A 14,651-nucleotide genomic window follows, 5' to 3' on the forward strand; every position below is an offset into this window, starting at 1 on the left:
TTTGATGGACGACGATAATCTGACACTGCGCTATTTCGATGCCGAGATGCGCTATTTGCGTGAGGCTGGCAAAGAGTTCGCGCAAGCCTTTCCGGAACGCGCCGCACAGTTGAATCTGGACAAGCCCGGCGCCCAGGATCCTTACGTGGAGCGCTTGTTCGAGGGCTTTGCGTTCTTGATGGGGCGTCTGCGCGAGAAACTTGATGATGATCTGCCGGAGTTGACCGAAGGGTTGGTCAGCCTCCTGTGGCCGCATTATCTGCGCACCATTCCTTCGCTATCGATTGTCGAGCTCGCTCCGGATGTCGCGCAGATGAAGCGCAGCGAGGTGCTCGGCAGGGGCTTTGAAGTCGTGTCGCAGCCCGTTGGACCGCAGCGTACGCGTTGCCGCTACACCACCACTCAGGACCTGGCGTTGCGTCCGCTTGCCCTGGATTTACTGCGGGTTGAACACGAACCGGACGGCCGTTCTCGACTCCGACTGCGCTTTAGCCGCGGTGCGATGCAAGCCTGGAACCAGATTGACCTGAGTTATATACCACTTTACATCAACGCCGATGCGCCGCTGGCCAACGCACTGCACCAGGCCCTGACGCTTGAAGCTCAAGCCATTTATGTTCGCCTGCCGGATGAGGCGGACCGCAATCGGTTGGAATGCCATTTCTCGGCCAAGGGATTTCGCGATGAAGATCGCCTGTGGCCCAAGGGTGATAGTGCTTTCAGCGGCTATCAACTGCTGTTGGAATATTTCACCTTTCCTGAAAAGTTCATGTTCGTGGCTATCAATGGGCTTGAGCAGATGAGCATCAAACCCGACATGGCGTGGTTCGAGCTGGAGGTGGTGTTGCGTCGATCGTGGCCGCGGGATTTTGTCCTCAACGCCGAACATCTGCGCCTGCACTGTGTTGCGGTGATCAATCTGTTCGACCTGGATGCCGACCCGATAATACTGAACCCTTTGCAGACCGATTATTTGCTCAGGCCCGTGCGCTTGCAGGATGGCCATATCGAAATCTATTCGGTGGATCAGGTCACTTCTGCAAAAAACGCCGAGCGTCAGGACTATGTGCCATTCACCAGCTTTCGCCATAAGGGCGGCATGCTGCGCGATGAGGCGCCCGAGCGATATTTCCATACCCGCCTCAAACGTGGTGCCGATGGATTGCATGACACCTGGCTGATTCTCGGCGGTGAAGGGTTTGATCAGGACCATCTGCGCGAGAACGTCAGCCTGTCGTTGCACTTGACCGGTACCAACGGCCAGTTGCCGCGCAAGGCACTGCAAAGCACCTTGCTTGATACCGTCGTGCGATCTTGCGAGGGCGGATTGCAGGTACGCAATCTATGTGCGCCGACCCTGCCGTGCTACCCGCCGAATCGTGATCGCTTTCATTGGCGGGTTCTTAGCCATCTGGGTTCCAACTTCCTGCCAATGATGGATAGCGCTGAGGTGCTGCGCGGCACGCTGGCCTTGTACGACTGGACCGGCTCTGAACTGAATCGGCGGCGTCTGGAGGCGATAGTCGAGGTACACCACAACTTGATCGAGCGTTTCGAAAAGGGCTTTCTTCTGCGCGGTGTGGATATCGAAATAACCCTGGACGCCAATGGTTTCAGTGGCGATGGCGATATCAGCCTGTTTGGCGAGATGCTCAGTCGCTTCTTTGCCCTGTACGCGGACATCCACCTGTTCAACCAGCTCACCTTGATCCTGCAACCTAGTGGGAGGTGCCTGCGATGGAGCGAGAATCACAGTCAACGAATTCCCGGTTGAAAGCCGACGGTTTGCTGAGAACGCTACAAGGGTGGGTCGCCGAGGCCAACCTGTACCGTTTTTGCCAACTGCTGGAGCAGGCGCAGCCCGGCCATCCACCCTTGGGCAGCACGGCAAGTCCAATGGACGACGTGGTGCGCTTTCGGCCTGACCCAGGCATGGGATTTCCCGCCGGAGAGCTTAAGTCGATCGAACTCGACGAAAATCGACCCCACCAACCTGCCACGGTACGCACCCGTCTGCTCGGCCTTTACGGCGTCGATTCACCGTTGCCGACAGTCTATCTGGATGATATTGCCCAGCGTCGCGAAGGCCATGAAGCCCTGGAGGCGTTCCTCGATATTTTCAACCACCGGATCTTCACCCAGTTCTATCGCATCTGGCGCAAGTACTCCTATCCGGCGTCGTTCGAGGCGGGCGGTACTGATCAAACCTCTCTGTGTCTGTTGGGGCTGGTTGGTCTGGGGATCCCCGGCACCGCCAAGCATATTGCCACGCCCATGTCGCGCTTCCTGGCGCTGCTCAGCGTGATGCGTCTTCCGACTCGCAACGCTGAAGGTATTACCGCGCTCGTCAGGCTTTTAGCACCCAATACCAGAGCGCGCATCACCGCGCACTGGCCGCGGCGGGTTGTGTTGAAGCGTCCGGCCGGGCTGTGCGCAGCTCATCCAGCGCGCCTGTCCCAAGGCTTGCCATTGGGCAGCTGCGGGCAGGATGCCAACAGTCAGTTGCACTTGGCCCTGTTCACTGAAAACCGAGACGAAGCCCGTGGCTGGTTACCGGGCGCCCATTTGCATACCGACCTTCTGGTGCTGCTGCGGGTTTATCTGGGTTGGCGTTGTACCGCAAAACTTCAATTGTCTTTGCCGGTACGCAGCCTGCCAGAACCGGTATTGAGTCGTGCGCCGCTCATGCTGGGTCTGACTGCGGTCCTGGGCGCAGGCGCTGACACCTGGCAGGAGGACGACACCATCACGATCAACATGGGCCGCTATCAGGGCCTGCATCGCCCGTGCTACGAAGGAGAAATGGAACATGATTTACGCCGTTTTTAATCCATTGAGGGTGGCGGTCCTCGCGCTACTACTGTCCGGTTGCGGTTTGACCCAGACCGTCGCTGACGGCACCTCTTCTGCTGCCAAGGCAGTTTTCTACAAACAGATAAACACCTTGCATCTGGACCTGAGCAGCCGCATCGCGATGAACACCGACGAGGTGGATATGAACGCCTTGACCGTACCCACCCTGGTGCGGGTCTACCAGTTGCGTAGCGACAAGGCAGTCGAACGCGCCAGCTATGACAGCCTGCTGAGCAATGACGACAGCAAGCTCAATAGTGATCTGCTCGATGTGCGGGCCGTGCTGGTGAAACCGGGCGAGGGCGCGCAGTTGAATGTGTCGTTGGACAAGGACGCCCAGGTCGTCGCCGTGGTGGGCCTGTTCCGCGAACCTGATATCCAGTCCAACACCTGGCGCCTGACCCTGACCCGTGATGACCTGCACCCGGATCGCGCCCGCATGATCGAACTCGGCGATAACCGCTTGACCCTGCGCCCGCTGGTCAAGGAGTAGTGCATGCCCGATCTCAACCCATCGCTCTACGAAACCCTATTGCAGAACTTCAATGGCGAACTGGAGCTGCACCAGGTCGATGAGCAGGACCAGTACACCTTGTCGGTGCTGGACAATATGCAACGCATCCTCAATAGCCGCGAAGGCACGCTCAGTCATTTGCCCGATTACGGTCTGCCAGCCATGAGCGGCATTCTGCAGGGCCTGCCCGCAAGCGCCCATGCGCTGATGACAACCATGCGCCAGACCCTGCTCAAATACGAGCCACGCCTGGCGGCGCTGGATATCGACTTGTTGCCGCAGGTGATGCCGGGGCATCTGGAGTACGCCGTGGACGTACAACTCAAGAGTGGTCAGAAGGTGATGTTCGGTACCAGCCTGAGCCCCGAGGGCAAGGTATTGGTCCGTCACCTGAAACAGCAGAACTACCTGCCCAAGCCAGGAAGCCGATGATGACCGATGTTCCGAGGTTGTTCGAGATGCGTGTGCGCGTAGGTGGCGATCCGCGCGGTTTCAGTGAGTTCAAGACGCTGAGCGAGGAGCTGGCAAAGTTGAATCATCCGGCTTGCCCGGATATTGACTGGGTCATTGTGGAGCAGCTGTGTCTGGTGTTGTTCAGCAAGAATGGCGCGGAGTTGCAGAGCGTGGCTGCTTACACATTGGCTCGCAGTCATCTTCATGGCCTGGAAGGCATGACGCAAAGCGTCATGATGATCGAAGCGTTGGTTGGCGAATGGTCGAGCCTGTGGCCCGCAGCAGCGTCGGAGCGCCTGGATTGTCTGGCCTGGTTATTTGCGCAACTACAGCCGCTGCTGCGAGGCCTGGAGGTCCACGCCTGGAATCTGTCAGTGCTTGCTCATCTGAGTGTCGGGCTTGAGCGATTGAGCGGGCAGTTGGCGCGCCAGATCCAGGAACCGTTGCTGATGCTTGAGGTTGTGCGTCAGCAACTGGCCAGTCTGATTCAGCGCCAAGAGCAACCCTTGGGCCTGATACAGAGTGCGCGGCCCATATTGCGAGGCCCTGAACCTGCCCTTGTTGCCCCCATTATCATCCTGCCTGCTGCGCCGCCGCCCGAAGCGTTCCGGCCAAGAAAACGGAAAATCGCTGTATGGCTTGGCGCAACGGTAGCCACAATATTGCTGGCCGGCGGGGTTGCCTGGTGGGGATGGCTGGCGGATAGCGACGGCCACGAAATATCTCGTCAGGCGAGCCTGTTCCAACGCCAGCCCCCGCCTGCCGAGCCTGTGCAACTGTACAGCCTGCACCTGTTCACCCCCGGCAGCGCCGAGATCAAGCCCGATTCGACACGGTCACTTATCAATACCCTGGCCGAAATCAAAGCCCGGCCGAACAAGCTGATTGTCATCACCGGGCATAGCGACACCACGGGGGATACCACACAGAATCTGCATCTGTCACAAGCCCGGGCGATGGCGGTACGCGACTGGATGCAACGCATGGGTGAAATTGCGGAGCGCTGCTTTGCCATCCAGGGGGTTGCCGACAGGCAGCCCATAGCCAGTAATGAAAGTGAGGCAGGGCGAGCCGCCAATCGTCGTATCGATATTCGTCTGATGCCGCACGTGGCTTGTTAATGTCGGCCTTGGCATATTGGTAAGCGGTTATGATTTTTTCGCCGCTGCTTCGTCACCAGAGTTGTCCACGAAAACCTTGAGTATCTCTGTGGATAACTCTCTGAATGCCACGCTTTTCATGGTTTTTACCCGGTTGATCAAAAAGTGATCAATTGCGTTTTCTGATTTGAAAGTATTGATTGTCAACGAGTTTTTTCAACTAAAAATGCATGATCTACAGCATGCCGGAGGCATGGTGGCAATTTGATCGGCTTCCATAGTTGTGGATAGCTGCGTGTAGACTGGTGGGCGATTTCAGGGTAAGCCGGTCGGCCGGTCCCGTTACTTTCTTGCAAGGCGTGTCTATGGATCTGCGTCAACTCGAAGCCTTTGCCGCGGTGATGTCGGCAGGCAGTGTCACTGCGGCGGGGAAAATGCTCGGCCGTTCGCAACCCTCGGTCACGCGGGTGATCCAGGAGCTGGAGCAGGAACTGGGCTTTGCCCTGTTCGAGCGCAGCGGGCCCAAGGTTACGCCGACGCAGAAGGCCTTTGCCATGTATGCCGAGGTGGAGAGCGCGCTGCTGGGAATTCGCAATATTCGCCAGCGCGCCCAGCACCTGGCTCAGGACGAGAATCGCCAGATCAAGCTGGTGGCCATTACGGCCCTGGCTACCGGGTTGTTGCCCCTGGCTTTGTCGCGACTGCCCGTCGGGTTGCGCCCGCAGCAGATCCAGTTGCAGAGCATGACTCCGGAAAACGTGGTGCAGGCGGTGTTATCCAAGACCATGGATCTGGGTGCCGTCAGCCTGCCCACTGAACATCGCGGCCTGGATATCCACTGGATCGGCGAGGCGCCTTGCGTGGCGGTACTGGCTGCCGACTCACCCCTGGCCGAACACGCGGTGCTGCCCATGGAGTTGCTGGCCCGGCAGGATCTGGTGACCATGTCCAATCCATTCCGCTTTCGCCGCCGCATCGACAAGGCGTTCCACGATCTTGGCCTGCAGGCGCCGAACATGTTCGACACCAACACCTCGTTGATTGCCATGCAGATGGCGCGTGTCGGCCTCGGGGTCGCGATGGTCGATCCCTTCACGGCAACGGGCGTCCCCTTGGAGGGCGTGGTGGTGCGGCCGATTGCCTGCAACATCCCGTTCTTCTTTGGCTTGATCTCGGCCTTTGCCCATCCGTTGTCGGAAGTGACCCAGGCACTGATTCAGGAGCTGGCTGCTTCAGCCCAGGAGTTGCTACCGAACATGATCATGCATCCGCCCAGTGATCATGATGCGTTGTTGCAGAGCATCTACGCTGAATAAGCCCCATCCCCTCATTAGCATTTTTGCTGCATAACGGTGCGCGTCTGAAAGCAGGCGCGATACCGCTTATCACAATCGGTTCTATCAATATGCCTTTACGGAAGTTGTCGGAATAAAAAACACCTTTTAGTATTCATTTTTCGCATTCATGGCCTTTATGAATTCATTTATTGAGGTTTTGGAGCGTTTTTTGAATAAAGATCGGGGCCATTCCCTGATCGCCATTCCGAGTACCTGCCCATGTCTGACCTTAACGCCCCCATCGGCCTCGCTGCACTGGAACAACGCCTGCGCCAGGATATGGAGTGGCTGGAGCTGCCCGCCAACCCCTGGGTCAAGCCGCGTTTGAGTGACGGCCAGGCAACGCTGGATGTGGCGATTATCGGTGGCGGCATGGCCGGGTTGGCGTTGTCGGCGCAGTTGCGCAATCTGGGGGTGACCGCAAGTATTTTTGATCAGGCGCCAGCCGGTTTCGAAGGCCCTTGGGCGACGACGGCGCGCATGGAAACCCTGCGTTCGCCCAAGCAACTGACCGGCCCGGCGCTGGGGCTGCCAGCGCTGACTTTTCAGGCGTGGTTCAAGGCGCAGTTCGGTCAGGCGCAATGGGCTGCCCTGGACAAGATCCCGCGCCTGCAATGGGCCGAGTACCTGCGCTGGTATCGCCAGGTGCTGAATCTGGATGTGCACAACGACACCCGGGTCAGCCGGGTTCAGCCGCGGGCCGATGAGCTGGTCGAGCTGGATCTGGTTCACGACGGGCAGACCCGTACGGTGCTGGCCCGTCATGTCGTGCTGGCCACCGGCCGTGATGGCTTGGGTGGGCCCTGGGTGCCGGAGTTCGCCAAAGACCTGCCCTACGAGCTCTGGGCGCATTCGGCGGACGGCCTGCAGGACGATTGGTTTGTCGGCAAGCGCGTCGGCGTTATCGGTGGCGGAGCCTCGGCGATGGACAGTGCTGCGACTGCCCTGGAGGCCGGTGCCGCGCGGGTTGATCTGTTGGTTCGCCGCGCTGACCTGCCACGGGTCAACAAGGGCAAGGGCGCCGGCAATCCTGGCATGACCCACGGCTACTGGCGCCTGCCGGATGCCTGGAAGTGGCGCATCCGTCGCTATCTCAATGCGCAGCAGGTGCCGCCGCCACGGGGCAGCACCCAACGTGTGTCGCGTGCAGCGAATTCACGTTTCCTGCTCAACAGTCCGATTGTCTCGGCGAGCCTCGATCCGGCAGGCGCCATTGTGCTGAATACGCCCAATGCCAGGCTGGAGTACGATTTTCTGGTCTTCGCTACGGGCTTTCGTACCGACTTTGCCTTGCGTCCGGAATTCGCCAGCTTTGCCCGGCATATCCAGACCTGGAGCGCTCGCTTCACCCCGCCTGCCGATGAGTTCGACGCCGAGTTGGCCGAGTTGCCGGACCTGGGTACCTGTTTCGAATTTCAGGAGAAAACTCCCGGCGCCTGCCCGGGTATCGGCAAGATCCACTGCTTCAACTACCCGGCAGCCCTGAGCTACGGCGCCGTCTCGGGGGATATCCCGGCCATCAGCGAAGGTGCCAAGCGCCTGGCCCACGGCCTGACCGGGCAATTGTTCAACGAGGACATCGAGCAGCATTTCACCGCCATGCAGAACTATGCCGAGCCCGAGCTGCTGGGTGATGAGTGGGTGGTGGCCCAGCCTACGCTCGAAGAGTTGCGCGGATGATCGGTTGGGCGGTACGGCGCATCAGCCAGTCGTTGCTGGTGGTGCTGGTCATGACCCTGGTGGTGTTCGTCGGTCTTAACGCCATCGGCAACCCCATGGATATTCTGGTCGGCGAAGACCTCAACCAGGCCGAGCGCTTGCAGGCCATTGCCCATCTGGGCCTGGACAAACCGCTGTGGCAGCAATACCTGCTGTTTGTACAGGGCGCGCTGCACGGCAATCTCGGTCAGAGCTTCGTTTATCACGAAGACGCCATGCGCCTGATCATGCAGCGCCTGCCGGCCACCTTTGAGCTGGCGTTCAGTGCCATGTTGCTGGCGGTCGTCCTTGGCGTGCCCCTGGGCATGTTTGCCGGCAGTTACCCGGACCATCCGCTGTCGCGCCTGCTGATGGCGGGCAGCATTGTCGGCTTCTCCCTGCCGGCGTTCTGGGTGGCGCTGATGATGATCATGCTGTTCTCCATCAAGCTCGGCTGGCTGCCTGCCAGTGGGCGCGGCGATACCCGTGAGTTGTTCGGTATCCAATGGTCGTTCCTGACCCTGGATGGCCTGCAGCATTTGCTGCTGCCCGCACTCAATCTGGCGCTGTTCAAGTTTTCCCTGGTGCTGCGCCTGACCCGTGCCGGTGTGCGCGAAGTGCTGCCGCAGGAATACGTGCGCTTTGCCCGGGCCAAGGGCCTGACGCCTGCGCGGGTGATGCTGATGCATGTGATGCGCAACAGCATGATTCCCCTGGTCACGGTACTGGCCATGGAGCTGGGGTCGACCATCGCCTATGCGGTGGTGACCGAGAGTATTTTCGCCTGGCCCGGTGCTGGCAAGCTGATTCTGGACAGCATCAACACCCTGGACCGGCCGGTGGTGGTGGCTTATCTGATGGTGGTCGTGGTGATTTTCGTGGTGCTTAATCTGATCGTCGACAGCCTGTATTACCTGCTCGACCCCCGTGTGCGTGTGGAGGCGAGCCGATGAGCGCCGTCGAAACCGTCCCACTCAAGGCGCAGTCGCCGTGGCGTCGGGTGGTCAATGAGTTCAGTCGCTCGCCGGTGGCCGTGGGCGGTCTGGCGCTGTTAGTGCTGATTATCCTGCTGGCCTTGCTGGCGCCCTGGATCGTCGCGCAAAACCCTTACGATCTGATGCAGCTCAACGTGCTCGATGCGCGTCTGGCGCCGGGCAGCCCGAATATGGACGCCGGTTACACCTATTGGCTGGGCACTGATGGCCAGGGTCGTGACCTGTTGTCGGCGATTATCTACGGGCTGCGGATCAGCTTGTGGGTCGGCATCGGTTCAGCGCTGATTGCGGCGGTGATCGGCACCTTGCTCGGGCTGCTGTCGGCCTACGTGGGTGGCTGGGTCGATGCGTTGATCATGCGTCTGGTGGATTTGCTGTTGTCCTTCCCGGTGATCCTCATGGCCCTGATGATCCTCGCCTGGCTGGGCAAGGGTGTGGGCAATGTGATGCTGACCCTGGTGGTGCTGGAGTGGGCTTACTACGCCCGCACTGCCCGTGGCCAGGCACTGACCGAAAGCCGTCGTGAGTACGTCGATGCGGCGCGGGGGCAGGGCGTTGGTCCGTGGCGCATCGTGGTCGGGCATATTCTGCCCAACTGTCTGCCGCCGCTGATTGTCATCGGTGCCTTGCAGATCGCCCGGGCCATCACCCTGGAAGCCACCTTGTCTTTCCTTGGCCTGGGCGTGCCGATTACCGAGCCGTCCCTGGGCCTGCTGATCGCCAACGGCTTTCAGTACATGCTCAGCAATGAATACTGGATCAGCGTGTTCCCCGGATTGGCGCTGCTGCTGACCATTGTCGCCATCAATCTGGTGGGCGATCGTCTGCGTGATGTCCTGAACCCGAGGTTGCAGCGATGAGCCAGCCGACTCTTGAGGTGCGCAATCTGTGCACGTCGTTTTATACCCATGCCGGTGTGCTGCCTGCGGTACGCGGGGTGTCTCTGCATCTGCAACCAGGGCGAATCCTCGGGCTGGTTGGCGAGTCCGGTTCGGGCAAATCGGTGACTGGTTTTTCCATTCTCGGTCTGGTCGATGAGCCGGGGCGCATCAGCGGCGGTGAAGTGCTGTTTCAGGGCCGCGATCTGACGAAACTGGCGTCGGGTCAATTGCGCGAGTTGCAGGGCAATCGCATCGCCATGGTCTTTCAGGACCCGATGATGACCCTCAACCCGGTGCTGCGCGTCGATACGCAAATGATCGAGGCCGTGCGTGCTCATTCATCCATGAGCAAACGCGAAGCCCGCGAGCATGCCAGCCGCACCCTGGGCCTGGTCGGTATTGCCAGCCCCGACGAGCGCCTGCGTTCCTACCCGCACCAGCTGTCTGGTGGCATGCGCCAGCGTGTGGCGATTGCCATTGCCTTGCTGCATGCGCCGGACCTGATCATCGCTGACGAGCCGACCACCGCTCTGGACGTGACCATTCAGGCGCAGATCCTTAGTGAAGTACAGAAGCTGGTGCGCCAGCAAGGCACCTCGCTGATCTGGATCACCCACGATCTGTCAGTCGTAGCCGGGCTGGCCGACGATATTGCGGTGATGTATGCCGGGCAGATCGTCGAGCAGGGCAGCGTTGATGAGGTTCTCGACCGCCCGCAACACCCTTACACCCAAGGCCTGATCGACAGTCTGCCGAGCCGCAATAAACGCGGACAACGCTTGCGGCAGATTCCCGGCATGGCGCCGAATCTGTTGGCAATGCCGGTGGGTTGCGCCTTCGCCGCCCGTTGCAGCCGGGCTTCAAAGATGTGTGCGCAAGAGCCGCAGATGCAGGAAATCGAACCCGGCCGTCTGGTCCGCTGTTTTCATCCGGGAGCTGCCGATGCGCGCTGATCATTCGAGCCCTATCGTCGAGCTGCAACAGGTCAGCAAGACCTTCGGCAAGGCGGCTGACAACACTGCGGCGCAACGCCTTTTACAGCGTCTGCATCTGGCTCGGCCAAAGCCTGTGACCCATGCCGTCGACCGCGTCGACCTGCGCATTCAGCGCGGTGAAGTGGTGGGACTGGTGGGGGAGTCCGGTTGCGGCAAGTCGACCCTCGGGCGCATGGTCGCCGGGCTGCTGCCGGTGTCGTCCGGTACGGCGTCGGTCAATGGCAAGCCCCTCGACAGCCTCAGCGTTGCCGAGCGTCAGGCCGTACGCCTGCAGATCCAGATGATCTTCCAGGACCCGTCCGCCAGCCTCAATCCACGCCTGCGCGTTGACCGCATCGTCGGCGAAGGCGCCTTGCTCCATGGCCTGACCGACAAGGCCGGGTTCGACGATTACGTCAGCGCCCAGCTGCAACGCGCCGGGCTCAGCCCGCAATTGCGTCAGCGTTATCCGCATCAGTTCAGCGGCGGTCAGCGCCAGCGCATCGGCATCGCCCGGGCCCTGGCCGTGCAGCCGCAACTGCTGGTCTGCGATGAATCAGTGGCGGCGCTGGATGTGTCGATTCAGGCGCAGATTCTCAATCTGTTCATGGACCTGCGCGATGAGCTGGGCCTGACCTACCTGTTCATCAGCCATGATCTGGGTGTGGTCGAGCACCTTTGCGACCGTGTGGTGGTGATGTACCTGGGGCGCGTGGTGGAAAGCGCCACGGTCGATGATCTGTTCGCCCGCGCCAATCATCCCTATACCCAGGCGCTGCTGGCGCAGATTCCGCGTTTCGATGTTCGCAGTAGCCGTTATGACGCGATCCAAGGGGAAATCCCCAGCCCGCTGAACCCGCCCGCCGGGTGTCATTTTCATCCTCGCTGCCCGCATGCCACGGCGCGCTGCCGCGAGGAAGTTCCAACGCTCCGGGAGGTTGCACCCAACCACCTGAGCGCCTGCCACCTCAACGACTAACCAAGCCGCGGGCAAGCAGCCCGTCATGCCATTGCGTGCAAGGAACGACCCATGAAACCTGTATTTGTACGATCGCTGTTGGCCTCGGCCCTGATCCTCGCGGCCGGTACCGCAGCCGCGCAAGACCTGCGCATCGCCTTCGCCGATCCGATTTCCTCCCTGGACCCGCAGCTGAACAACTATGCCGGTGACCGCTCGGTGGCCATCCATGCCTTCGAATCCCTGGTCAACCGTCACGATGACCGCACGCTGCCGGGCCTGATCAAAAGCTGGAAAGTGCTGGACGACAAGACCTGGCAGTTCGACCTGCGCGAGGACGTCAAATGGCAGGACGGCGTGCCACTGACCGCCGATGACTTCGTGTTCTCCTTCGAACGCGCGCGCAGTGTGCCGGGCAGCGTTGCCTCCTACGCCGGCGCGTTGCGCACCGTCGAATCGGCCCAGGCCAAGGATGCCCACACCCTGATCGTCAAGACCCGTGCACCCAACGCCAACCTGCTGCCGGACATCGACTCGATCTACATCGTCAGCCGCCACGTCGGCGCCACCGCCAGCAGCGCCGACTACAACTCGGGCAAGGCCATGGTCGGCACTGGCGCCTATCGTTTCGTCTCCTATGTGCCGGGCGACCGCACCATCTTCGAGCGCAACAACGACTACTGGGGTGCCAAGGCGACCTGGGACAAGGTCGATTACCGCTTCGTGCCCAATGCCTCCAGCCGTACCGCCGCGTTGCTGGCCGGTGACGTCGACGTGATCGACAAGGTCTCGCCGACTGACGTGGAGCGTTTGCGCAAGAGCCCGAACGTCAGCGTCTTCGCTTATCAGGGGCTGCGCGCGTTGCTGATTCAGCCTAGCTTCCGCGAAGGCCCCAACGAGTTCATTCGTGACAACGCCGGCAAGCCGCTGGCCGAAAACCCGCTGCGTGACCTGCGCGTACGCAAGGCGTTGTCCCTGGCGATCAATCGCCAGGCCATCGACGAGCGCATCATGCAAGGCACGGTGACCGAGGCCAATCAGTGGATGCCGGCCAACACCTTTGGCTACAACCCGGCCATCAAGAACATTCCCTATGACCCGAAAAAGGCCAAGGAACTGCTGGCTGAAGCGGGCTTTCCTGACGGTTTCCAGTTGACCGTGCACGTACCGGGTGACCGTTACCCGCAGGCGCCGGAAGCGATGCAGGCGGTGGCGCAGTTCTGGTCGCGGATCGGCGTCAAGGTGCAGCTGGAAGTGCTGCCGTGGGCGGTCTATGCAGGCAAGGCGAACAAGAACGAACTGGCGGTCAGCGTGATTGCCTGGGGCAATGGCACTGGCGAAGCGGCCTATGCCCTGACCAATATCCTCAGCACCGTGGACAGCGCCAAAGGCCAGGGCGCCTCGAACTGGGGTCACTACAGTAACCCGCTGGTGGACCAGGCCCTGGCCCAGTCCACCGCCGAGTTTGATGAGGAAAAACGCCGGGCCATCCTGCAGGAGTCGGTCAAGGTGGTCAGCGAGGACGTCGGCATCATCCCGCTGTTCCATTACCAGAACATCTGGGCGGCGCGCAAAGGCCTGAAAGTCCAGCCGCTGGTCAGCGACCGTACTACGGCGAGCATGGTTACCGTGCAACCTTGATCTTCTGAATTCAAGACACGCCTCTGACACTACGCTGTCGCGCGGCAACACACACACACAGGACCGTAGGACCGGCTTTAGCCGGGAGGGCAATCTCGCGGCTAAAGCCGCTCCTACAGGCCTTACGACAGGACCCACAATGAGCACCGATCTGATCGACAATCTGCTGGGGCTTGCTGCCCCGGCCCCTTTGCACAGCGTGCGCCATGCCCGGGACAAGGTCGTGGCCGCGACCCAGGGCAGCCATGAGCTGTTCTTCGCCGAGGACTTGCCCGGCGACTTGACCCTGGTCGAGCGCCTGGCGGTGGCGTTGTACGCTGCCAGCCTGACCCCGCAAACAGCCCTCGCCGAGCACTACCTGCAACAGTTGCAAGGCCGGGGTGTCGCCCCGCACGTGTTGGCGACTATTCAAAACGACAGCCTTCAGGCCCTGGCCGATCAGCGCCTGCGGGCGATTCTGGGTTTTACCCGGACCCTTATTCTGTCGCCGGTCGAGGGTGATCAGAGCGCCCTGAAGTTATTGCAGGATGCTGGCCTGGCGACTACGGAGATCGTCGTACTGGCCCAGTTGATCGCCTATCTTTCTTACCAGACGCGCTTGCTTGCCGGACTCAGCGCATTGCAAGGAGCCCAGTCATGAGCGAGCCGATTCGCAGCAACGGTTTCACCAGTGAAGAGTTGGGCTGGAAGGCCTGGCTGCCGAAGATTGACCTGGCCAGCGCCACGCCGGAGCAGATTGCCGTGCTGGAAGAGAGCCATCCCAAGGCCAAGGTCTCGGACTACTACCTGACCCTGGCCCATCAGCCGGATATCCTGCGTCAGCGTTCCCAGGCGTTCAACGCCATCATGTACGCACCCGGCGGTTTGTCCCGTGCCGAGCGCGAACTGGCGAGCACTGTGGTTTCACGCATCAACCGCTGCGTGTACTGCGCCTCGGTGCACGCCCAGCGCTTCGAGCAACTGGCCAAGCGCAATGACGTCATCGCCGACGTCTTCGCCGATCCCCACACGGCAGGCACCACTGCGCGGGAAAAGGTCATCGTGCAGTTCTCCATCGACCTGACCTTGAACCCTGCCGAGGTCGGCCCCGAGCAGATCAAACCATTGCGTGAGCAGGGCCTGAGCGATGCAGAAGTGCTCGACCTGATTCACGCGATCTCGATCTTTGCCTGGGCCAACCGGCTGATGCTGAATCTGGGTGAGCCGGTGTTTGCTGAATAGGGATTGCCGAGGGAACCCTGTGGGAC

14 protein-coding genes are annotated in these 14,651 nt (G+C 60.7%); all 14 read left to right on the plus strand.

Going from position 1 to position 14,651, the window contains the following annotated elements:
- The first annotated feature begins 4 nt into the window (after positions 1-4).
- The 14 genes from tssF (at position 5) to AC1Z24_RS11885 (ending at position 14,625) form a co-directional block, all read left to right on the plus strand.
- Positions 5-1,774, plus strand: coding sequence for a type VI secretion system baseplate subunit TssF (gene tssF, locus AC1Z24_RS11820; protein ID WP_483745779.1), 1,770 nt, complete (start codon positions 5-7; stop codon positions 1,772-1,774).
- On the plus strand, positions 1,738-2,829 hold the full coding sequence (tssG, locus tag AC1Z24_RS11825; RefSeq protein ID WP_483745780.1) for a type VI secretion system baseplate subunit TssG: 1,092 nt from the start codon (positions 1,738-1,740) through the stop codon (positions 2,827-2,829). The genes tssF and tssG overlap by 37 nt, the downstream gene beginning before the upstream one ends.
- Positions 2,810-3,346, plus strand: a complete 537-nt coding sequence (gene tssJ / locus AC1Z24_RS11830; protein WP_483745781.1) for a type VI secretion system lipoprotein TssJ — start codon at positions 2,810-2,812, stop codon at positions 3,344-3,346. The genes tssG and tssJ overlap by 20 nt, the downstream gene beginning before the upstream one ends.
- A gap of 3 nt (positions 3,347-3,349) precedes the next feature.
- Entirely contained in the window at positions 3,350-3,799 is a 450-nt protein-coding gene (gene tssE / locus AC1Z24_RS11835) for a type VI secretion system baseplate subunit TssE (RefSeq protein ID WP_483745782.1), read from the plus strand.
- Complete coding sequence (locus AC1Z24_RS11840) at positions 3,799-4,941, plus strand: OmpA family protein (RefSeq protein ID WP_483745783.1); 1,143 nt, start codon at positions 3,799-3,801, stop codon at positions 4,939-4,941. Before tssE ends, AC1Z24_RS11840 begins: the two co-directional genes overlap by 1 nt.
- A 344-nt stretch (positions 4,942-5,285) precedes the next feature.
- Complete coding sequence (locus AC1Z24_RS11845) at positions 5,286-6,236, plus strand: LysR family transcriptional regulator (RefSeq protein ID WP_483745784.1); 951 nt, start codon at positions 5,286-5,288, stop codon at positions 6,234-6,236.
- Positions 6,237-6,476: 240 nt separating this feature from the next.
- A complete protein-coding gene (locus tag AC1Z24_RS11850; RefSeq protein ID WP_483745785.1) occupies positions 6,477-7,937 on the plus strand; it encodes a SidA/IucD/PvdA family monooxygenase in 1,461 nt (486 codons plus the stop codon).
- On the plus strand, positions 7,934-8,908 hold the full coding sequence (locus tag AC1Z24_RS11855) for an ABC transporter permease (protein WP_259109312.1): 975 nt from the start codon (positions 7,934-7,936) through the stop codon (positions 8,906-8,908). Before AC1Z24_RS11850 ends, AC1Z24_RS11855 begins: the two co-directional genes overlap by 4 nt.
- The gene (locus tag AC1Z24_RS11860; RefSeq protein ID WP_483745786.1) at positions 8,905-9,810 is read left to right on the plus strand and encodes an ABC transporter permease; all 906 of its coding nucleotides are present in this window, start codon (positions 8,905-8,907) and stop codon (positions 9,808-9,810) included. The genes AC1Z24_RS11855 and AC1Z24_RS11860 overlap by 4 nt, the downstream gene beginning before the upstream one ends.
- Positions 9,807-10,784 carry an ABC transporter ATP-binding protein gene (locus tag AC1Z24_RS11865; RefSeq protein WP_483745787.1) on the plus strand — a complete coding sequence of 326 codons (978 nt, stop codon included), beginning with the start codon at positions 9,807-9,809 and terminating at the stop codon, positions 10,782-10,784. The genes AC1Z24_RS11860 and AC1Z24_RS11865 overlap by 4 nt, the downstream gene beginning before the upstream one ends.
- Complete coding sequence (locus AC1Z24_RS11870; protein WP_483745788.1) at positions 10,774-11,784, plus strand: ABC transporter ATP-binding protein; 1,011 nt, start codon at positions 10,774-10,776, stop codon at positions 11,782-11,784. Before AC1Z24_RS11865 ends, AC1Z24_RS11870 begins: the two co-directional genes overlap by 11 nt.
- Positions 11,785-11,835: 51 nt before the next feature.
- Positions 11,836-13,404, plus strand: coding sequence for an ABC transporter substrate-binding protein (locus AC1Z24_RS11875; protein ID WP_483745789.1), 1,569 nt, complete (start codon positions 11,836-11,838; stop codon positions 13,402-13,404).
- Between the two features lie 139 nt (positions 13,405-13,543).
- The gene (locus AC1Z24_RS11880) at positions 13,544-14,044 is read left to right on the plus strand and encodes a CMD domain-containing protein (RefSeq protein ID WP_483745790.1); all 501 of its coding nucleotides are present in this window, start codon (positions 13,544-13,546) and stop codon (positions 14,042-14,044) included.
- The gene (locus tag AC1Z24_RS11885) at positions 14,041-14,625 is read left to right on the plus strand and encodes a peroxidase-related enzyme (protein ID WP_483745791.1); all 585 of its coding nucleotides are present in this window, start codon (positions 14,041-14,043) and stop codon (positions 14,623-14,625) included. Before AC1Z24_RS11880 ends, AC1Z24_RS11885 begins: the two co-directional genes overlap by 4 nt.
- Positions 14,626-14,651 lie beyond the last annotated feature (26 nt).

This window comes from Pseudomonas sp. JL23, assembly GCF_056933585.1.